At 46.6% G+C, this 18649-nt stretch carries 19 protein-coding genes; 9 read left to right on the top strand and 10 right to left on the bottom strand.

All coding sequences use genetic code 11. The features are described from left to right. Window positions 1-120 precede the first annotated feature (120 nt). The 3 genes from B2P60_RS10030 to crcB all read left to right on the top strand — a co-directional run bounded on the left by B2P60_RS10030 (window position 121) and on the right by crcB (window position 2368). Window positions 121-654, top strand: a complete 534-nt coding sequence (locus B2P60_RS10030) for a c-type cytochrome (RefSeq protein ID WP_193006319.1) — start codon at window positions 121-123, stop codon at window positions 652-654. A gap of 239 nt (window positions 655-893) precedes the next feature. Beyond that, on the top strand, window positions 894-1943 hold the full coding sequence (gene tsaD, locus B2P60_RS10025) for a tRNA (adenosine(37)-N6)-threonylcarbamoyltransferase complex transferase subunit TsaD (protein WP_286741171.1): 1050 nt from the start codon (window positions 894-896) through the stop codon (window positions 1941-1943). Between the two features lie 53 nt (window positions 1944-1996). Next, window positions 1997-2368: a fluoride efflux transporter CrcB gene (crcB, locus tag B2P60_RS10020; protein ID WP_286741170.1), complete on the top strand. Its 372-nt coding sequence runs from the start codon at window positions 1997-1999 to the stop codon at window positions 2366-2368. A 188-nt stretch (window positions 2369-2556) separates the two neighbouring features. Here crcB and B2P60_RS10015 read toward each other — a convergent pair whose 3' ends face one another. From B2P60_RS10015 to B2P60_RS10005, 3 genes are all read right to left on the bottom strand, one after another. Further along, window positions 2557-3081, bottom strand: a complete 525-nt coding sequence (locus tag B2P60_RS10015; RefSeq protein WP_031944047.1) for a PaaI family thioesterase — start codon at window positions 3079-3081, stop codon at window positions 2557-2559. 74 nt (window positions 3082-3155) lie between these two features. Continuing rightward, window positions 3156-3551, bottom strand: coding sequence for a hypothetical protein (locus tag B2P60_RS10010; RefSeq protein ID WP_068408614.1), 396 nt, complete (start codon window positions 3549-3551; stop codon window positions 3156-3158). Continuing rightward, complete coding sequence (locus B2P60_RS10005; protein ID WP_286741166.1) at window positions 3526-4404, bottom strand: alpha/beta fold hydrolase; 879 nt, start codon at window positions 4402-4404, stop codon at window positions 3526-3528. Before B2P60_RS10005 ends, B2P60_RS10010 begins: the two co-directional genes overlap by 26 nt. 86 nt (window positions 4405-4490) lie before the next feature. Between B2P60_RS10005 and B2P60_RS10000 the strand changes: the two genes are divergently transcribed. Beyond that, window positions 4491-4856, top strand: a complete 366-nt coding sequence (locus B2P60_RS10000) for a MerR family transcriptional regulator (RefSeq protein ID WP_095570545.1) — start codon at window positions 4491-4493, stop codon at window positions 4854-4856. A gap of 253 nt (window positions 4857-5109) precedes the next feature. On the opposite strand, the gene B2P60_RS09995 is transcribed toward B2P60_RS10000, so the two are convergent. The 4 genes from B2P60_RS09995 to potA form a co-directional block, all read right to left on the bottom strand. Continuing rightward, window positions 5110-6000, bottom strand: coding sequence for a LysR family transcriptional regulator (locus tag B2P60_RS09995; protein WP_193006326.1), 891 nt, complete (start codon window positions 5998-6000; stop codon window positions 5110-5112). A 93-nt stretch (window positions 6001-6093) separates the two neighbouring features. Then, a complete protein-coding gene (potC, locus tag B2P60_RS09990; protein ID WP_286741163.1) occupies window positions 6094-6924 on the bottom strand; it encodes a spermidine/putrescine ABC transporter permease PotC in 831 nt (276 codons plus the stop codon). Beyond that, window positions 6924-7802: a spermidine/putrescine ABC transporter permease PotB gene (gene potB, locus B2P60_RS09985; RefSeq protein ID WP_286741161.1), complete on the bottom strand. Its 879-nt coding sequence runs from the start codon at window positions 7800-7802 to the stop codon at window positions 6924-6926. The genes potC and potB overlap by 1 nt, the downstream gene beginning before the upstream one ends. Then, the gene (potA, locus tag B2P60_RS09980; RefSeq protein WP_286741159.1) at window positions 7802-9058 is read right to left on the bottom strand and encodes a spermidine/putrescine ABC transporter ATP-binding protein PotA; all 1257 of its coding nucleotides are present in this window, start codon (window positions 9056-9058) and stop codon (window positions 7802-7804) included. The genes potB and potA overlap by 1 nt, the downstream gene beginning before the upstream one ends. Window positions 9059-9580: 522 nt before the next feature. Between potA and B2P60_RS09975 the strand changes: the two genes are divergently transcribed. From B2P60_RS09975 to B2P60_RS09960, 4 genes are all read left to right on the top strand, one after another. Beyond that, the gene (locus B2P60_RS09975; RefSeq protein ID WP_193006329.1) at window positions 9581-10219 is read left to right on the top strand and encodes a carbonic anhydrase; all 639 of its coding nucleotides are present in this window, start codon (window positions 9581-9583) and stop codon (window positions 10217-10219) included. A gap of 145 nt (window positions 10220-10364) precedes the next feature. Then, entirely contained in the window at window positions 10365-10937 is a 573-nt protein-coding gene (gene gloA / locus B2P60_RS09970) for a lactoylglutathione lyase (RefSeq protein WP_193006330.1), read from the top strand. Window positions 10938-11084: 147 nt separating this feature from the next. Then, the gene (locus tag B2P60_RS09965; RefSeq protein WP_414706659.1) at window positions 11085-11990 is read left to right on the top strand and encodes a mechanosensitive ion channel family protein; all 906 of its coding nucleotides are present in this window, start codon (window positions 11085-11087) and stop codon (window positions 11988-11990) included. A gap of 27 nt (window positions 11991-12017) precedes the next feature. Next, window positions 12018-13100 carry a hypothetical protein gene (locus B2P60_RS09960; RefSeq protein WP_286741156.1) on the top strand — a complete coding sequence of 361 codons (1083 nt, stop codon included), beginning with the start codon at window positions 12018-12020 and terminating at the stop codon, window positions 13098-13100. Between the two features lie 238 nt (window positions 13101-13338). Here B2P60_RS09960 and B2P60_RS09955 read toward each other — a convergent pair whose 3' ends face one another. The 3 genes from B2P60_RS09955 to ribA all read right to left on the bottom strand — a co-directional run bounded on the left by B2P60_RS09955 (window position 13339) and on the right by ribA (window position 15891). Beyond that, window positions 13339-13809 (bottom strand): c-type cytochrome, encoded by a 471-nt coding sequence (locus B2P60_RS09955; protein ID WP_198334925.1) that lies wholly within the window; start codon window positions 13807-13809, stop codon window positions 13339-13341. 379 nt (window positions 13810-14188) lie between these two features. Further along, a complete protein-coding gene (gene hemF, locus B2P60_RS09950; RefSeq protein WP_198334926.1) occupies window positions 14189-15187 on the bottom strand; it encodes an oxygen-dependent coproporphyrinogen oxidase in 999 nt (332 codons plus the stop codon). An 11-nt stretch (window positions 15188-15198) separates the two neighbouring features. Beyond that, on the bottom strand, window positions 15199-15891 hold the full coding sequence (ribA, locus tag B2P60_RS09945; protein WP_230708711.1) for a GTP cyclohydrolase II: 693 nt from the start codon (window positions 15889-15891) through the stop codon (window positions 15199-15201). Between the two features lie 543 nt (window positions 15892-16434). Between ribA and dxs the strand changes: the two genes are divergently transcribed. Beyond that, window positions 16435-18489, top strand: a complete 2055-nt coding sequence (gene dxs / locus B2P60_RS09940) for a 1-deoxy-D-xylulose-5-phosphate synthase (protein ID WP_286741154.1) — start codon at window positions 16435-16437, stop codon at window positions 18487-18489. Window positions 18490-18649: the final 160 nt, after the last annotated feature.

Raw genomic sequence — 18649 nt, 5'->3', positions numbered from 1 at the left:
GCTGGCTGAATAAGTCGTCAGTTAACGGTGGTTAGCGCTGGCAAGTGGTAGGTAAGAGTGATGAGGTTCTGTGCTGTCATGAGCCGCCATCCCCATGAAATATCGAGTAGAGGTGTGATCATGAAGTATAAACAACAGCGTGTGAATAAACTTACTTTATCTGCTATTGGCGTAAGCGCCCTGTTGGTGCTAAGTGCTTGCAGTGGTGATAACGAAGCGGTGGAGGACTCTGCTGCGGTCAATGAGCCTGCCGAAACCACCGCTGTGGTAGAAGAGGTGCCCGTAGCTGAGGTTGAAGTGGTTACGCCTGAGCCTATCGCTGAGGCAGAATCTACTGAGATAACTGATACTGAGGTAACGGCTACTGACGCAAAGGCTGCGCAAGAAGTGACTGCTGAGCCTGAAGTCTTGGCCGCTGATGCAGGCGCTAAACTGTATGAGTCAAACTGCAAGGTCTGCCACGAAGCCGGTTTGCTTAATGCGCCAAAATATGGAGACACAGCGGCGTGGAGTGCTCGTTTAACCAAAGACAAAGAGACACTGTACATGCACTCGGCTAAAGGCTTTAACAAAATGCCAGCACAAGCCGTAAATGGTGTCAGCGAAGCGCAAGTAAAAGCCGCTGTTGACTACATGCTAGCGTCAGTAAGCTGAGACGGTATATATAGAGTATATCAGGCATTGAAATTTGCTAAAATGACCGTCATTGTGACTGACAATGACGGTTTTTTTATGCCCGTTTTTTATTGATACCAATCTCAAAAATGTGATGAGCTGAGTCAAACGCATTTAGCCCACTAAGTGTCGAACTGACATTTTTGCTCCTGCTGCTGACATTTCTTGAAACGTATAAAACAAAAAAACGCGGCAAAAAACGATATAAAGGCAACAGTATGAAGGTATTAGGTTTAGAGACATCTTGTGATGAGACAGGGTTAGCGATTTTTGATAGTGAGCAAATAGACAGCGACAATCAAGGTCTGCTCGGGCAAGTGCTGTACTCACAAATAGAGCTGCATGCGCTTTATGGTGGCGTGGTGCCTGAGCTTGCCAGTCGCGACCACATTCGTAAGCTTGTGCCTTTATTTAATGAGCTTTTGGCACAATGCGATATCAGTAAGGACGAGATTGATGCGGTCGCTTACACCAAGGGCCCTGGCCTTATTGGTGCCTTGATGACAGGGGCATTGTTTGGGCGCAGCTTGGCCTATGGCTTAGGTATCCCAGCGATTGGTGTCCATCATATGGAAGGGCATCTGCTTGCACCGCTGATGGGCGCCAATCCACCAGCGTTCCCTTTTGTCTCGTTATTGGTGTCAGGTGGCCATACATTGCTCATCGCCGCTCGCGGGGTTGGGCAGTATGAAATACTGGGGGAATCGATAGATGACGCTGCAGGTGAGTGCTTTGACAAAGCCGCCAAAATGCTGAACTTGCCCTATCCTGGTGGCCCTAACATTGCCAAATTGGCCGAAAATGGTGATCCCAGCGCTTATGATTTGCCGCGTCCGATGCTACATCGCGGCTTGGATTTTTCCTTTAGTGGTATGAAAACGGCCGTGCATAACCTGATTAAAGACACTGAAGGTTCAGGGAGTGGCTCCGACAGTAATCCACAAGTCCGCGCCGATATCGCCGCCAGTTTTCAGCATGCTGTGGTCGACACGCTAGTAAAAAAATGCGTCAAAGCGTTAAAGCAAGCAGAGATGAGCCGACTGGTGATTGCAGGTGGCGTTAGTGCCAACACCCATTTGCGCGAAACATTAGAAGCCGAGCTTGCCAAGATCAATGCCACGGTTCATTATGCGCCGCCTGCTTTATGTACCGATAATGGCGCGATGATTGCCTATGCCGGTTATGAGCGCCTGCAAGCGGGACAGGCTGATGATTTGGCGGTCAGCTGCGTGCCGCGTTGGCCCATGACTGAGCTGCCGGCGGTGTAATGGTTTTTTTTGAACATGTGTCCATTAATATCTTGCTAACGTAAGGATCGTTTATGCAGTGGTTCGCCATCGGTTTAGGAGCAGCGTTTGGTGCCTGCCTGCGCGCGTGGCTATCACGTTTTAATCCTGTGCACAGTTGGATACCGCTTGGTACCTTGGGCGCTAATGTGTTGGGTGGACTACTGATCGGACTGGCATTGGTGTGGTTTGAGCGTATGGGAAGTGGTCTGTCTGACAATGTACGCGTGTTTGTGATTACCGGTTTTTTGGGCGGACTGACCACCTTTAGCACGTTCAGCGCAGAGGTATTTGGTTTTATTCATGATGGACGACTGCTGGCAGGGTTAGCGCTGATAGGGCTGCATGTTGGACTGACATTACTGGCGACAGCGCTTGGTTTTTACTTTTTTAAGCTGGTTTTTTAGCCTTCGATAGAATTATTTACTTAGTAGTCTGATTTAAGTAGTTCCATTGTAGCAGTCTATTTTAAGTGGTCTATTTTTGCTTTATTAGGTCTGTTTGGGTGGTTCCGTTGGGGTATACCCATATAATATCCATTATATTCTTAGCATTTTTCTTTGGTTTAAAAGCTATTAACGATCAAAAATTTTATCTAAACATCAAGAATGATGCAGGTTGTGGTGGCATGGGCATATAATTTGCCATCAGGCCCTACAATTTTGCCTTCAGCAGTCGCTGTTCTCCGACCAGCATGAATGACTTTGCCTTCAGCCCGTACTAAAGGTGTTGCCACTGTCAAAGCTCGCACCATATTTACTTTTATCTCTAACGTTGTATAGGTTTTTCCTGCTGGCAAAAGGGTATGGACAGCGCAGCCAACAGCGGAATCTAAAAGCGTGCAGAACCAGCCGCCGTGGACTGTACCCAATGGGTTGTAATGATGACGCTTTGGCCGCCCTTGAAAAACGGCAATACCTTTTTCCATATGGATAGGAGTGTAGTCAAGTGTCAGACCAATAGGAGGATGAGGCAGCTCTCCTGCAAACATAGCATTAAAAATATCCATACCACTGCGAGTGGTTAAGTCTGATAATGGAATAACATCAGCGTTACCTAGCTTTTCTCTAATACGTGCTTCTTCTGCTTCCCATGTTGCTATTGTTTCTTCGACATTCATTTTCAATTCCTTAAAACGATAAATAAGAGGTTAGGCTATTTTTATAAAGGCTAAAGTTTCACCAATTAGTACTCTTAATGCCCACTTTTATTTTTAAAGTACATCGTTACATAGGCGATTAACCAAAAGGCACAAATTGCTTGAAACCAGATAAGACTGTGCATGGTAACAGTCATGATATTATCAGTCTCTATGTTGTAGTGCAGTAACGACAACAACCCCATTAAGGCGTACAAATAAAGCCACCAACGTCCTTTGGTCATCTGGCTTTTGACAGCCACAATCAGGCCATAGATACCAATTGGTGTCATGACGAACCAGAAGGCATCTACAAGCTGAGGAGATAACCAATCAGGCTCAGGATAGTGATCGAAATGAATCACATTATGAACATAGTGTAAAATGCTCGAAAACACATTAAGTAATACAATGAAAATCAGGGTTTTATAGTGATTGTAACGGTTTATCATGATGTACCTTGTTGATCGTCTCTAAAATATCTTGCCAAATATGAGTGTTTTTACTTCTAAAGTAGCCAAAATGTCCAACTGATTGGTCTGAGCTCCTGCCAATGCTATAGCGTTTAAAAGTGATAGGTCGATCGCTGGTCACATTTTTCCAAAAATTATGCAGGTTGCGTTCAGTACAGATTTCATCATCATCGGCAGTGAAGACGAAAGTTGGCACATTAAAATTTTTGTAAGTACCAAGGGGAATGGTTTTCCCATAGAATTTATCTGAGAAAAACAGCTCTTTTTCTCGGCACCAAGCACCCCATTCCTCTGTAAAACCAGCTGGCAAATCTTCCATGAGTTTGAAGCTTTTAGCCGGCACATAATTAAAGACTTTATTACTAAGCGGTGCTAAAAAACGAAAAAAGAAATTGGCTTTAAGGCGATAGCGAAGCGGCATATAGCTAAAGTATCCTGCTGAGACAGCCACTGCGATTAAAGCATCCAATTGATCAGCATTATGAGCAAGGCCAACTTGTTGACCTCCAGCGCTATGACCCACACAATACAAGGGTAAATCCTTAAATAGGCGCTTAGCTGTATCGATGGCAGCTGGAATGTCATAGCGCCCAATATCAGAATACTGATAATGACACTCCTTTAGATGACTTATTTTAGAATCGCAAAAACCTCTATAGTTCCAAAGAATGACATGAAAACCATGCTCTCTTAAGTATTTAGCAAACGGCAAATAATAAGAAGTTTTAGTAGCGGTTCCTGGATTTATTAGAACAACGGCCTTAGGGTTATTCGCTTTATAGAGGGTTGCACGCAGCTCGACGTTGTCGTCCGTCAGAATATTTATATCCATAAAAGAACCTACTTGTTGTTAATTAACGCCTACTATACACTATGGACATTACTCCATAGTCAAGCGTTAATTGAGGGTGCTCGATAATGAATATAAAAGAATTAACTGAAACAGTCGGACTAAGCAGAGATACGATCCGTTTTTACGAAAGGGAAGGATTAATTTCGTCACCATCTAGAAAATCTAATGGTTATAGAGATTACGATAACAGGATTGTGGAACAGCTCAATATGATTATTATGGCGAAGGAGTTAGGTTTCACCTTAAAAGAGATTAGAGAGCTAACAGAGCTATTGTATTCAAACAACCTGACGCAATCACAAATGGGTGAAAAGCTTCTAGAAAAAAACAAACAGCTAGAAATTAAAATTTCAGAACTGTCTAAGATGAAAACGTTAATCGATAATGCATTAAAAGGTATGTGTGAATATAAGGATAAGTTGGCGCTTTGAGACCTTCCTAAATTTTGTGTAAGTATTTAATCTAAACGTCAGTTACACAGAATCTGGGATGGTCTCTTCAAGTCCTCACTAGCGCACCGATCATAGATAGAATATCTATGGTAAGTACATCATGAAGTACACTGTGGCTATCTCAGCAAGTTGAAACCTTAATACCATTAGCTCACAGCCAAAGATTCAAGTCCTCACTAGGGAACCATGGTATAAGAAAGTATTTAGCGTTACTTAGCTAAAAAATGTTGTCTTACAACGGCTTTACAATCCCTTCTAACAAACTTGCAAATCCTTGCATATAAGCCGTCTCTTGACTAGACGTGCGCGTCGCTGCATACAGCTGACAATACACGCCACTACCTAATGGACGTGAGACCACCCAGCCTTTTTTCTCATATTCAGCCACCACCCAATCAGGTAGTGCTGCCACGCCGCGCTCACTAGCGACGAGCTGAATCAGCATCGCTGTCAACTCAGTCGTACGCACACGCTCAAAGCTTACCTGCGCTGGTGTCATAAAGTTGGCAATAATATCAAGGCGCTTGGCTTCTACTGGATAAGCAATCAAGGTCTCATCACACAAGTCCTTCGGTGCAATAAAGTCCTGCGCCGCTAAATCATGGGTTGGTGACAGCACTAAGCGGCTTTCATATTCAAACAACGGCTGGTAACTGATTCCCTCTATCGGTAAGTCACTGGTGGTAATCAGTAAATCAATATCACCTTCCATTAATAAATGATGCGGTTCGGGTTCAAAACCGGTGGCAAAGTCTAGCTCTACATCTGACCATTCACGGCGATACTGGTTTAGTATCGGCATCAGCCAATCAAAACAACTGTGACACTCAGAAGCTAGGCGTAACCTGCCTGCTTGACCATGCGCTAAGCGTTTAAGATTAGATTTAGTACGGGTAACTTGCGGCATGATGCTATCCGCCAAGGCCAGTACCGTTTTGCCCGCTGGCGTAAAAGTGAGCGGGCGGGTGCGGCGGTTTACCAAGCTGATATCGTAATAGTTCTCCAGCTCTTTTAGCTGATGCGAGACGGCAGAGGCCGTGACGTGTAGCTCATCAGCCGCTGCCGCTAATGAACCGTGCGCCCGTAGCGCGGTTAAAGTATTGAGGTGGCGGAGCTCGAGCATAGTATTACCTGACCGCTAAAGTGAGAAAAATTCATTATAATAAATATAGCGCTGACTTTCACTCAAAGCTTATGATTAATAAACAAAAGACAGTTAGCGCCGACGTAACAGGAGCTGTGAGATGATGACCAATACCAAGGAAGCCACTAGTAGCAGCGTACCGATGGCGTTGACCTCGGGTTTGAGTCCGACCCTGACCATAGAGTAAATACGCAGGGGTAAAATCTCATAACTGGGACCAGTAACAAAGGTTGAAACCACCACATCATCCAGCGACAAGGTAAAGGCGAGCAACCAACCTGCCATCACCGCAGGCAAAATAACGGGAATAAGTACCGTACGTACCATCGTTGATTCATTGGCGCCCAAGTCACGTGCGGCCTCCAAAAGACGCTCATCTAAGCTACTCAAGCGTGCAAAGACCGTGATAACCACAAAGGGTAGGCAAAAAGTAATGTGCGCCAATAGCAGCGAGACAAAGCCTAGTTGCAGACCAATCAATAAAAATAACGCCAACAATGAGATAGCAAGGACGATCTCAGGCGACATCATCAACACAAAGAGCAATCCGTTCAATAGTCCTTTGCCGCGAAACTTGTAGCGATGTAGGGCAAGCGCAGTAAGCGTCCCTATTAAGGTTGAGACGGTCGCAGCGACCAGTCCCAATACAATCGAATGCCAAAACGCATCGAGCATGGCTTGGTTGTTAAACAGCGACTCATACCACTTTAAGCTAAAACCGCCCCAGTTGTAGCCGATTTTTGACTGATTAAATGACATGACCACCAAGACAAGGATGGGCAGGTAGAGCAAGGCGTAAATCAGGCCAAGATAGCCTTTAGCCGCGATACTGCCAATCTTGATAGTGCGTTTAGGTTTGGTCGGGGCGCTACTTAAGGAATGGTTCAGTGGATTATTGGACATTAGGCCACCTCGTTAAAATCAGTTTTGCCAATACGGCGACTACTGGCACGGTAGGCGAGTAACAATACGGCCATCGCCAGTGTCAGTAACACGCTGGCGGCGGCCCCAAACGGCCAATCGCGCGCATCCAAAAATTGGTTTTTGATAATATTACCCACCAACAGATTGCGTGAACCGCCTAAAATATCGGCCACATAGAACATGCCCATCGCTGGCAATAACACTAAAAGTACGCCTGAAATGATACCAGGCGTCGTTAATGGTAGTACCACATGCCAAAAGGTCTGCGTCTTTGAAGCGCCCAAATCTTGTGAGGCCAGCAGCATGTCGTTGCGCAAGTCCGTAAACACCGCATACAACGGCAGTACCATAAAAGGGAACAGCAAATAGGTGAGTCCGGCAATCACTGCCCCTTGAGTATATAAAATATCTATAGGCGCATCGATCACCCCGATCGCTAACAAAGATTTATTGATCAAACCATTATTGGCAAACAGCAGTTTGAGCGCATAAGTTCGTACCAAAGAATTGGTCCAAAATGGTAGGATCAAAAGCATCATGAGCAGCGGTTGCCAGCGCACTTTTGCCTTGGAAACTAGCCAAGCAAAAGGGTAACCAAGCAACAAGCAAATAACCGTCGTGATACTTGCCATCCATAACGAATGGACAAACACCTCAAAATACAGCGGGTCAAGCATGCGCACGTAGCTATCAATGCTGACAGGCAAGCTAATAAAAGCACTGCTATCAGGGGTCAAAAAACTGACAGCGATCACCAAAATATTGGGCAACAGCGCAAATATCAGCAACCAACCCCAAATCAGCCAAAGGGTGGCAGTACGAAAAGGGCTTTTACTGCCTAAGCTATTACGTGCCATCAGCTGCCATCCTTTTGTGCCGTCACATTTTGCGCCGTTCTACTTTTTATCGCTCCGTCTTCTTCGGGCAATACCCACTCCCAGCCATCAACCCAAGCGACTTTAACCGCCTCATACAATTTATAATCAAAGCTTGGATCATCCTCATCAAAGAATTCAGAGGCTTTGATCACATGACCGTTGGCCAGCTCAATGATCGAATCTAAGGTGCTGCCTTTATAGTTGCTTTCGATGACACGGCCTAGTAGGCCACTATGAGCCGTGTCTTTGGGATCATAAATCCGCAAATCTTCAGGGCGGAGGAGTAAATTGACGATATCGCCAACTTGCACATCGTTCGCAAAATTAGGGCGACGCAAATTACGTAAGGCCGTTGGGCCATCTTGTGCTTGCGCTTCACAGACTTCAACCTCGATACGACCATTGGTTACATTGCCATCACGGTCTGGCTGCTCAGGGTAGACACCTTGAACCTCTGCTTTAAAGAGGTTGGTCTCACCGATGAATTTAGCGGTAAACAAATTGGCAGGGGTTTCATAGATTTCAATCGGCGTACCGATTTGTTGAAACGTGCCGTCTTTCATCACGGCAATGCGATCTGACATGGAGAGCGCTTCTTCTTGGTCATGAGTGACAAAGACAAAAGTAATGCCCAGCTCACGTTGCAGGCGTTTAAGCTCTGATTGCATTTGCAAACGCAGTTTGTGATCGAGTGCCGATAGCGGCTCATCAAGCAATAACAATTTAGGACGATTAATCACCGCGCGTGCAATCGCCACGCGCTGCTGCTGCCCACCCGATAAATCTTGCGGCTTACGATTGGCCAAATGCTCTAATTGCACCATGGCGAGCATCTCGCGCACGCGAGTGTTAATCTCGTCTTTAGGCACTTTTTTGAGTTTCAACCCGTAAGCGACGTTTTGCGCGACAGTCATGTGTGGAAACAGGGCATACTGCTGAAACACCGTATTGACCGGACGCTTATCGGCTGGCAAGCCTGCCATCTGCACACCATCTAAATATATGGCGCCCGCGTTTGGTTGCTCAAAGCCAGCGATTAAGCGCAGTAAGGTGGTTTTACCGCAGCCTGATGGGCCAAGCAGGGTCAAAAATTCACCATGCTTGATATCAAGGTTGATGTCTTTTAGTACTTCAGTTTGATCATAGGTTTTTTTTAGACCAGTCAGTTGCAGTAGCACCTTGTCATCGTCAGGCGACACAGAGTTTCTATGCGCAGTTGGAGGTGAATTGGTCATAGTATGTGTTCCTCAGCATCCAACATCTCAGTACAGTTATTTATCTGGGGCACTGTCATCAAGGTGGCTTGGTATGGGTATAAGCTCTGAATGTAAACCTAGTCTGGTCGCCGCGTATTATAACAAACCCTTGCTACAAATCAGTGCAACTTCGTTAATGTTATGCGTCCAGCTCCATTAAGTTGCTAAGGTCTATTTATCTATGAGTCTTAGCTTGTGATTTTTGGTGGCCTATGCGTGTTTTGGGCGCACAGACCTATTTTTAATGATGGCTTGCCGTTTTATAAACTTGTGCGGCTGGTCATAATTGCCTTGGTGTAACGACATTAAAACAAAATTTTTTATCATTTTTTCGCCTTTATTCCTATACAATCCCTTTATGGCAGACAAAGATCATGAGTCTGCTGGCTGAACAATGGCTCGCTGAATAGGGGCTCACAAATTGTGCAGCCAACCTGTATTTGAATAAACAGATGTAAAGCAGCTTATAACTCTAACATTATTGATGATAAAGGATGTCCTATGCCCAATGATAAACGCCCAAAAACAGGTCAAGAAGCCCTAGCCATGCTAAAAGAAGGCAATGAGCGATATGTGGATAGCTTGACCAATGCTGATCCGCTCATGCAAAAACGCCCTGAATTGGTCAGTAAGCAAGACCCACTCGCCATTATTTTAGGCTGCTCAGATGCTCGGGTCCCCGTTGAGATTGTCTTCGATCAAGGGTTGGGTGATTTGTTTGTCATTCGGGTCGCGGGCAATGTGGTTGCGCCATCACAGATTGGCTCAGTTGAGTTTGCCGCCGAAACATTTGGTACCAAGCTGGTGGTCGTGCTTGGACATTCACATTGCGGTGCGGTAACGGCTTGCGTCGAAACACTGATCAATCCTGAGCAAAACTATTCTCCCAATTTGCAGTCAATCGTTGACCGCATTCGCCCAAGCGTTTATAACTTGCACGAGCTGGCGACCGCCAATGGTCAAGACGTCGATGCCGACGAGTTGGTCGATCGCGCTATCCGTGCCAACGTGCGCATGTCAGTGAGCCAGCTCAAGCATGGCTCACGGGCGTTAGAGGACTTAACCAATAGTGGTCAATTGCTCGTCGTTGGGGCAGAGTATGATCTAGAGACAGGAAAAGTAAGGTTTTTAGACAGCTAACTCGTATTTTAAATGGCGCATACGCTCTTACAAAAACCTCTCAATCCTTTCACAAATTTTTATTATGATGAGAGGGGCAGTCGCGTCACTACCACTGCGGGGCGTCTGTTTGCCACTTTATTTTCTGAAACACATTAGGATAATTATGTCTAACTTATCATCTAACCATAACAATAATGACTCAAATATAGCTCAGCCTGCGAGCAGCGTAAACACAGATGGCGTACAGCCCATCTCAGCTCAGACGACAGGCTTTACGTTTAATCACACCATGCTACGGGTAAAAGATCCGGCCAAATCATTGGCGTTTTATACGGGTGTTCTTGGCATGACTTTGCTGGCGGTAAAAAAATTCCCTGATATGGGGTTTGATTTATACTTTTTAGCCAAGCTTACCGAGAGTGAGCGTGAAAGTCTGCCTGCTGGTGATGACTTGGAAATTTTTGCGTTTCGTCAGCGCGGTATCTTGGAGTTGACGCATAACTATGGTACCGAAACAAAAGCGGACTTTAGCTATCATGATGGCAACCAAGAACCCCAAGGTTTTGGTCACATCTGTTTTAGTGTGCCGAGCCTAGATGAGGCTGTTGCTTGGTTTGACAAAAACGAGGTCGAGTTTAAAAAACGTCCAGAAGATGGCAGTATGAAAAACATTGCATTCATCAAAGACGTTGATGGCTATTGGATTGAGATTGTACAAGCCGATTTGATGGGCTAAATGGCGGGTTATTCATGAACTGCTCAGCACTCACCTGTTCAGCCATCACGCCCTTTGTTTATAAACACGCGCTAACCTAGCTGTAGGAGTACCTCGTTTATGCCCACCCCTGACGTGAGCCGCCTATCGAATACGTTAGCCGATGGTATGACCATTTATCAACAAGTGGTCTACACCACCCAGGATCTGGCGAGTGGCTTTATCGAGCGTATCCCTTATTTTGTGGCAGCCCTCATTGTGCTGGGTATTTTTTGGCTGTTGTCCCTTTTATTTAAAAAAGTCGTGCACAAATTTTTAGGCGCGCGTGTGCGTCATCAAAATCTGGTCAAGGTCTTTCAGCGGGTCGGCGGCGCCCTGATATTATTCATCGGCTTTATGATTGCGATGGTGGTTGCCATACCGGGTTTTACGCCAGCTAAGCTGATTGGGGCGCTAGGCATTGGTTCTGTTGCCATTGGTTTTGCTTTCAAAGATATTTTTCAAAACTTGCTCTCTGGTATTTTGCTCCTGTTGTCAGAACCGTTTCGTATTGGCGATCAGATCATTTCAGGCGACTACGAAGGGACAGTTGAAGACATCAAGATTCGCGCGACCACCATCAGAACTTATGATGGCAGGCAAGTGGTCATTCCAAACTCCGACTTGTACACCTCGGCCTTGACTGTCAACACGGCGTATAAGCAGCGCCGTCTGCAAGTGGCGGTAGGCATTGGCTACGAAGATGATATTGAAACAGCGAAATCGAAGATTCTCGCAGCGCTTGGCAAAGCGGCAACGGTGTCTACGCATCAAGCCCCCAGCGTGATTGCCACAGGGTTTGGTGACTCTTCTATTGATTTGATGGTGCGCTGGTTTATTGATGATGGCACGCAGGCGCACAAAGTCGCTTCTATCCACGAAGTGATGGTACAAATTAAAAACGCGCTAGATGAGGCGGGCATTAACATTCCCTTTCCTATACGCACTTTGGATCTTGGTGATCCTTCGGTAAAATCCATCGTCAAAAAATTGAATGAACAGCACGCTGTCGATGTCAATCAATCAGCAGAATAGTTTGCTTACGTTAAGGCCACTTTGACCATGCCCGAAAGAAATATTGCCCTTGGCATTATGCAACTCGACGTAGCCGGAAAGAAAAGTGATGGTGCCTTGGAGGCTCTGACCAAGGCTGCTACGGTCGAATTCAACCAGATCATCCAGCAGAAGCTGGACATTCAGGTGGAGTCGTTTTCGTTCGCAGGACCCAGCCTGACCGCCGAGGAGAACGGCTATCAGGCTCTCGATTTTATACAAATCGGCATCAACGAGAAAACCGAACGCAAACTGGCCTTTTTGCTCATCATTACGGACGTGGAGATTGCCGCCGCGTCGATGTCCTATCTTCTCGCGCTGCCATCCCAGCTCACGAATGTGGCCGTGATCTCCACGCGCCGATTGATCGCCTACGGAGAAGACGAGCTTCCGCAGCAGGAAATCCGTACTAAGCGCCTGACGACCCTGATGCTACATTGCTTCGGGCGCCTACTGAACCTAGACTACGTGCAAGGTTCGACCAACTATCTCGCCCGCGTACAGGTGCCTGATGACCTCGACACCATGCAGCATTTCACCGAGTTACAACATCAGAAAATGGTTGAAAACTTGCCGAGAGAAGCCAATGATCGCTATTCTGAGAGCAGCAAACTCGCTTTTATTGGACGACACACCCTAGGTAACCTTCCCCGTATTCTTCGCGGTGCCATCCGGGCCAATCCGGCACGCATTGCTACCAAGCTGCCAACCATGATTGCCACGGCGCTCTCAGTGATCATTGTGCTTATCTTTGGCGGGGAGACTTGGGATTTTGCGGCATCGGTGTCCTATGGCCAATTGGCAGTCTTCGTATTTGCCAGTTTTCTGACGGCCACCTTTGTGCTCTACCGCGCTTTTTCCTTCCGGCTGATCTCGACGCGGCGAGGACAGACATCGGAGAGCTCGGTGGTCACGGCTGGGGCCACTTACCTAGCACTGGTGCTGACCTTGATTTGTCTGTTTCTGATGTTTGGTGTGCTGATGTACGGGGTGGTGGTGTTCGTGTTTCCAGATCCGTTGATGAGTACCTGGACCTCTGATAAGGATGGCGCCTCTTTCGCGGCCCATATATGCGGCTGGCCGCCTTTCTAGCGTCCGTTGGGATACTGTCAGGCTCGCTTGGCGGATCGGCAGATTCCCGCTCGGTGGTACGCAATGTCCTATTTGCCGTGGATGAAACCTAGGCTGCGCATGTCACGGGATATCATACTTTAGCGCATGCAGTGCTTCTAGAGTAAGCGGCTTTTCGTTCTTTAGCGTTTCTCAAAGATTAAAAAACCACCATATCAAGTGACGTGGCGGTTTTTTTATAAAGTAAAAACAAGGCTATTTAGTCATTCTTTACTCTAAATTCTGTGTGACAGGATTTGCAGCTTTCACCAACTTGACTGAAGGCAGGCATGACGTCCTCAATACTAGTGGCTGTTTGTGCAGCGGCGTTTAGTTCAGCGGTTACTTTTTCGAAGTTTTCTGCTTCAGCACGGAAACCATCGACATTAGACCAAACGGCTTCAGTGGCGTTGCCGGCTGCTTCTTGGTTGGCAAAATGACTCCAAGGAGTGGCGGCGTCGTCTGCTAAGAATGCAGCTTGCTCTTGAAACACTTCGGCATCAAAGGTATCAGGTGCTTTAGCCATATCACCCATAACGCCCATCGCATCACCCCAGCTTTTCATGCTGTCTTGACGGGCTTTTACGTCAGGGTCGGTGGGGCTGCTACAAGCTGTCATCCCTAAGGCGGCGGCCATCAAGGTGATGCCGAAGATAGATTTCAATGATTTGTTGGTGTGGATCTGTGCCATATGAATTACTCCTTTAAATTTGGCTAATAGTAGGGGCGTTTGCAGACGCTGGCCTAATGGTAAAGTCTTATTATAAAAAACGCTGCCTAACAAACATTTGGAAGCGCACTCGCTTCTAACGGGTTTTGCTAAAAATAAATTCTATTGTAACGGTTATCTACATCAAGGTAGTTAGTATAGTTGTTATATCATCGTAATATTTAAGGTAACGATAAGGTGTATCGTTTCAGATCTCCCTATTTTAGATTAAAAGGCTGACATAAATAAGGCCAGCTACGATGGCTGACCTTATGAGCATTCTCTAAAAAGGCATTCTCTAAACAGGCACTTTCTAAATAGGCATTCTCTAAAAATGATAGATTTTATGGTGTATAAAAAACTATAGGGCTAACCAATCACGGGGTTTTAGATAATAAGCAGTCAATTCAAACTCAGGTGTCCCTTCAGCAGGCTCAAAGCGATAGTGCCAGCTGGCAAGCGGCGGCATACTGACGAGGATAGACTCAATACGGCCATTGCTTTGGAGTCCAAATAAAGTGCCACGGTCGTAGACAAGGTTGTATTCAACATAGCGGCCACGGCGATACAGCTGAAATTCACGTTGCTCTTCGGTATAAGGCGTGTCTTTACGCTGCTCGAAAATTGGCATGATACCGTCAAGGTAACCGTTACCAACCGCCTGCATAAAGTCAAAGCACGTCTCAAAATCCCAGCCGCGACTGTCAGTATTGACATCATCATAAAACAAGCCGCCAATACCGCGCTGCTCATCGCGATGACGCAGGTAGAAATACTCATCACACCATTGCTTAAAGTCAGGATAAACAGTGTCCCCAAAAGGCGCGCAAAGGTCATGGCAGACTTGATGCCAGTGAACACAGTCTTCGAGCACCGGATAAAACGGGGTCAAATCAAAACCACCGCCAAACCACCAGATAGGGTCTTCGCCCTCAGCTTCTGCTACGAACAAACGCACATTCGCATGGCTGGTAGGAACGTTTGGGTTTTTGGGATGGACAACCAGTGAGACCCCCATGGCTTGCGCTTTACGGCCAGCGATATCGGGATGGCGCGCCGTGGCTGAAGCAGGCAAGTTGTGGACATGAATGTGACTGAACATCACGCCCGCTTTTTCCACCACTTTGCCGTCTGCTAACACGCAGGAGCGGCCACCGCCACCTTCAGGGCGTTCCCAGTCATCAGGGACAAATTTGGCATCACCGCCACCGTCACGCTCTTGTGCTTCTAGAGCTTGGCAGATACGCGCCTGCAAATCGACTAAAAATTCACGCACACGCGTGATGTCAGTATTGGTCGGTGTCGCTACTGAATCTGCCGCTGGCAAATCTTGTTTGTTGTCCATATTTGGAATACTCATAAGATATTCATCTATTTATTAAGGTGTATGGCGGTATTGATGTTTTTGTCCAAGAGATGTCCCATACGGTCGCGTTTGGTTGCGAGATACTCAGCATTCATATCGTTTACCCCAACCAATAATGGCACGCGTTCGACAACCTCAATACCATTTTCAGCCAGATAGGCCACTTTATCAGGATTATTGGTAATGAGCTTTACCGCCTTAACACCAACATGGGCGAGCATGGGCCCGCACATATCATAAATGCGCGCATCAGCGGGCAAGCCTAACATGAGGTTGGCGTCTAAGGTATCATGACCTTGATCTTGCAGGGCATAAGCGCGAATCTTATTGGTCAGGCCAATACCGCGACCTTCTTGACGCAAATACAAAATAGCACCATAGCCCGTCTCTTGTATCGCTTGCATCGCTGTATTGAGCTGCGGCCCACAATCGCATTTTAATGAGCTAAACGCATCGCCAGTGAGACACTCGGAGTGAATACGAACCAAGGGGATTGGTTGCTCCACTAGCGTCTCGTCCTTTTGGAGCGGCGGCGCATTTTGGCTCGATATAGCCGCGGCATCTGTATTTTGCTCAGCCACAGACAAACCAACGGTCAGCATCACATGCTCTTGACCCGCATCGTTTTCAAAGATATGAATATCAAACTCGCCGTGACGAGTCGGTAGTTTGGCGCTAGTGATAAATTGATATGACATTAATGTCCTGCATAAGCCGATAATGGTGGCGGTAGAGAGTCTGTTATGGCTGTGATAAAGCAGCCATGTCATCCTAGCCATATTATTAGAGTTAGGGTGATGTCAGTATAACCGGTTCGTAAACCAAGCGTGCTGATTGTCTTTATGATAAAAACACACAAAGTTCACAAACGACGCACGATGATTGAAGCGATAATTAAAAAAAAATGCTATTATGCCATACTATTTTGACGGATACAGTGACAAGTCTTTGTCCTTACATTACTATGTCGTCACTAACATCTGATAATGATGCAAGATAATAAGGCATAATATCAGCCCTTGGCATTAAAGCGTCTGAGCACTGTAGCCTCGCTGTCCATTACGGCGGCACATTTGCTCTTAGGCGCAGCGCAGATAGCAGCTATGTGTATACAAGTTGTCTAAATAATTATTATATAATCCATTACATCCATAACGATGTAGATATTATTGACGTGGCTTAGTTAGCGTTACGCGCTCCGGCAACGTCTTGTCAGCAGAATAGTAGGTATCGTACGGTTTATGCAGCAGTCAATTCATTCCCCACAGCCTCAGTCCGTATCTGCGTCAGCCTTTGATTCTGCTGCCCAGCTGTCAAATTTACAGCAGACTTATACTGTGATCCCGCGCGTGCGTCCGCAGACGCCTTTACTTGATAGTATTGCTGCACCAGCGGATTTGAATACCTTTACAACAGCTCAGCTGATTGTGTTGGCTGATGAGCTACGGCTTTTTTTGTTGTATTCAGCAGGCCAAAGTGGCGGTCATTTTGGTGCCAACTTGGGCGTGGTGGAATTGACCATTGTGCTCCATTACTTGTTGGAGGCGCCGCACGACCAGATCGTTTGGGACGTTGGACATCAAGCGTATGCGCATAAAGTGTTGACAGGTCGCCGCGAGCAGTTAGGCACTATCCGCTCTAAGGATGGTTTGACCGCGTTTCCTGAGCGGGCAGAGTCGGTTTACGATACGTTTGGTGTTGGCCACTCATCGACCTCAATCTCAGCTGGTTTAGGCATGAGTCTCGCGCTGCGTTATCAGGGTCGCGCGCAAACCGTTGCTTGTATCATTGGTGATGGTGCGATGACAGGCGGCATGGCATTTGAAGCCATGAATGACGCAGTGCAGCAAGATGCTGATCTGCTGGTCATTTTAAATGACAATGATATGTCGATATCGTGTTCTATTGGTGGTTTCTCCCGTCATTTAGCCATGCTTTGGGAATCAGGTTATCAGGTGGATATCTCTGATAAAGGGGAACCTATTCTGTGTCATCGCCCAGATATGCAAGCTTTTGATCGCCGTAAACGTCATAAAGAGATGCGTGATGTCCCGCAGCTAGAAGACAATTTATTCAAAGCGATTGGCTTTACCTATTTCGGTCCATTTGACGGTCATAATATCCCTGAGTTACTGCGTGTACTATCCCTTGCTAAGCGTCTAAAAGGCCCTGTTTTGGTCCATATTTATACCACAAAAGGCAAAGGCTTTGCGCCCGCAGAGTTAGATCCAGTCGGCTATCATGCGATCAGCAAATTACCAGTAGACATTAAGTGTGACACTCAAAGTACGAACAAAGAAACGTCACAGTCAAGCAGCAAGCCTGCCTTAAAGTACTCACAAGTGTTCGGGCAGTTTTTATGCGATAAAGCAGCTCACGACGAGAAGCTACTGGCGATTACTCCTGCCATGGAAGAAGGCTCAGGGATGACCGACTTTGCGCGTCATTTTCCAGAGCGCTTTTTTGATGTGGCCATCGCTGAGCAACATGCGGTCACGCTGGCAGCTGGCATGGCAACGCAAGGTGTTAAGCCGATTGTAGCGATTTATTCGACGTTTTTGCAGCGGGGGTACGACCAACTAATCCACGATGTGGCACTACAAAATCTTGACGTGATGTTTGCGATTGATCGCGCAGGTTTGGTCGGTGAAGACGGCGCCACCCACGCTGGCGTATTTGATTTTGCATTTTTGCGCTGTGTGCCCAACATGCTGATTGCGGCGCCAAAAGATGAGAACGAGTGCTACCATCTGCTTAATACTTGCTATGAATATCAAGGTTGCACAGCGGTCCGGTATCCGCGCGGTGTTGGTACAGGGGCAGTGATTGAGCAGCCTGCCCACACTTATAAAATCGGTGAGGCAGCCGTAGAAGCCATTTTAGGTAGTGATGCGGCTCCCAAAAAACTTGCATTGTTGGCGTTTGGCACAATGGTGGCCACGGCTCAGCAAGCGGCAGAAAGTCTTACTCATGATGACGCGGTAGGTTGTCAGGTACATGTTGTCAATATGCGCTGGGTAAAGCCTTTAGACACGGCATTGTTAGAAAGGTTATTGGCGCAAGGCATCACTCATATCGCGACATTAGAGGAGCATATGATCATGGGCGGCGCGGGTAGCGCGGTGAATGAGTATTTGCTCAATGAGTCGACTGCCTTCAAGCGTAATCGCCCAGCTATCTGTAATATTGGTATCCCTGATCGATTTATCGCCCATGGTTCGCAAGCAGAGCAAATGGCTGACTGTGGTCTAGATATCGATGGTGTGGTCATGCAGCTTCAGCAGCTGTTGTCGTAAGCCATATTTTTAATGTTTTAAGCGTTATAATGCTCGTTCAAATCGAGCATTGGTTTGAACAAATAAAGCTCGATGACGAGAGCGAACGCCTGCTAGCCGTAGGTGCTGACTTTTTTACAACTTGGGCAGTTTGTGATGACCACCAAAACAGCGGTTGGTT

Origin of the sequence: Psychrobacter sp. UBA3068 (assembly GCF_002366815.1) — a bacterium.
GTDB lineage: Bacteria > Pseudomonadota > Gammaproteobacteria > Pseudomonadales > Moraxellaceae > Psychrobacter > Psychrobacter namhaensis.
Note: the sequence above shows the minus strand (reverse complement) of the source record. Positions and strands in the feature narration are given on the sequence as shown.

Excerpts from the sequence above, each read along its gene's own strand:
- B2P60_RS09965 (WP_414706659.1), top strand. The coding sequence starts at position 11,085 with ATGACCATTTATCAACAAGTGGTCTACACCACCCAGGATCTGGCGAGT.
- B2P60_RS09955 (WP_198334925.1), bottom strand. The coding sequence starts at position 13,809 with ATGGCACAGATCCACACCAACAAATCATTGAAATCTATCTTCGGCATC.
- tsaD (WP_286741171.1), top strand. The coding sequence starts at position 894 with ATGAAGGTATTAGGTTTAGAGACATCTTGTGATGAGACAGGGTTAGCG.
- B2P60_RS10005 (WP_286741166.1), bottom strand. The coding sequence starts at position 4,404 with ATGGATATAAATATTCTGACGGACGACAACGTCGAGCTGCGTGCAACC.
- potB (WP_286741161.1), bottom strand. The coding sequence starts at position 7,802 with ATGGCACGTAATAGCTTAGGCAGTAAAAGCCCTTTTCGTACTGCCACC.
- crcB (WP_286741170.1), top strand. The coding sequence starts at position 1,997 with ATGCAGTGGTTCGCCATCGGTTTAGGAGCAGCGTTTGGTGCCTGCCTG.
- potA (WP_286741159.1), bottom strand. The coding sequence starts at position 9,058 with ATGACCAATTCACCTCCAACTGCGCATAGAAACTCTGTGTCGCCTGAC.
- ribA (WP_230708711.1), bottom strand. The coding sequence starts at position 15,891 with ATGTCATATCAATTTATCACTAGCGCCAAACTACCGACTCGTCACGGC.
- B2P60_RS10030 (WP_193006319.1), top strand. The coding sequence starts at position 121 with ATGAAGTATAAACAACAGCGTGTGAATAAACTTACTTTATCTGCTATT.
- potC (WP_286741163.1), bottom strand. The coding sequence starts at position 6,924 with ATGTCCAATAATCCACTGAACCATTCCTTAAGTAGCGCCCCGACCAAA.
- B2P60_RS10015 (WP_031944047.1), bottom strand. The coding sequence starts at position 3,081 with ATGAATGTCGAAGAAACAATAGCAACATGGGAAGCAGAAGAAGCACGT.
- hemF (WP_198334926.1), bottom strand. The coding sequence starts at position 15,187 with ATGAGTATTCCAAATATGGACAACAAACAAGATTTGCCAGCGGCAGAT.
- B2P60_RS10000 (WP_095570545.1), top strand. The coding sequence starts at position 4,491 with ATGAATATAAAAGAATTAACTGAAACAGTCGGACTAAGCAGAGATACG.
- B2P60_RS10010 (WP_068408614.1), bottom strand. The coding sequence starts at position 3,551 with ATGATAAACCGTTACAATCACTATAAAACCCTGATTTTCATTGTATTA.
- dxs (WP_286741154.1), top strand. The coding sequence starts at position 16,435 with ATGCAGCAGTCAATTCATTCCCCACAGCCTCAGTCCGTATCTGCGTCA.
- gloA (WP_193006330.1), top strand. The coding sequence starts at position 10,365 with ATGTCTAACTTATCATCTAACCATAACAATAATGACTCAAATATAGCT.
- B2P60_RS09960 (WP_286741156.1), top strand. The coding sequence starts at position 12,018 with ATGCCCGAAAGAAATATTGCCCTTGGCATTATGCAACTCGACGTAGCC.
- B2P60_RS09975 (WP_193006329.1), top strand. The coding sequence starts at position 9,581 with ATGCCCAATGATAAACGCCCAAAAACAGGTCAAGAAGCCCTAGCCATG.
- B2P60_RS09995 (WP_193006326.1), bottom strand. The coding sequence starts at position 6,000 with ATGCTCGAGCTCCGCCACCTCAATACTTTAACCGCGCTACGGGCGCAC.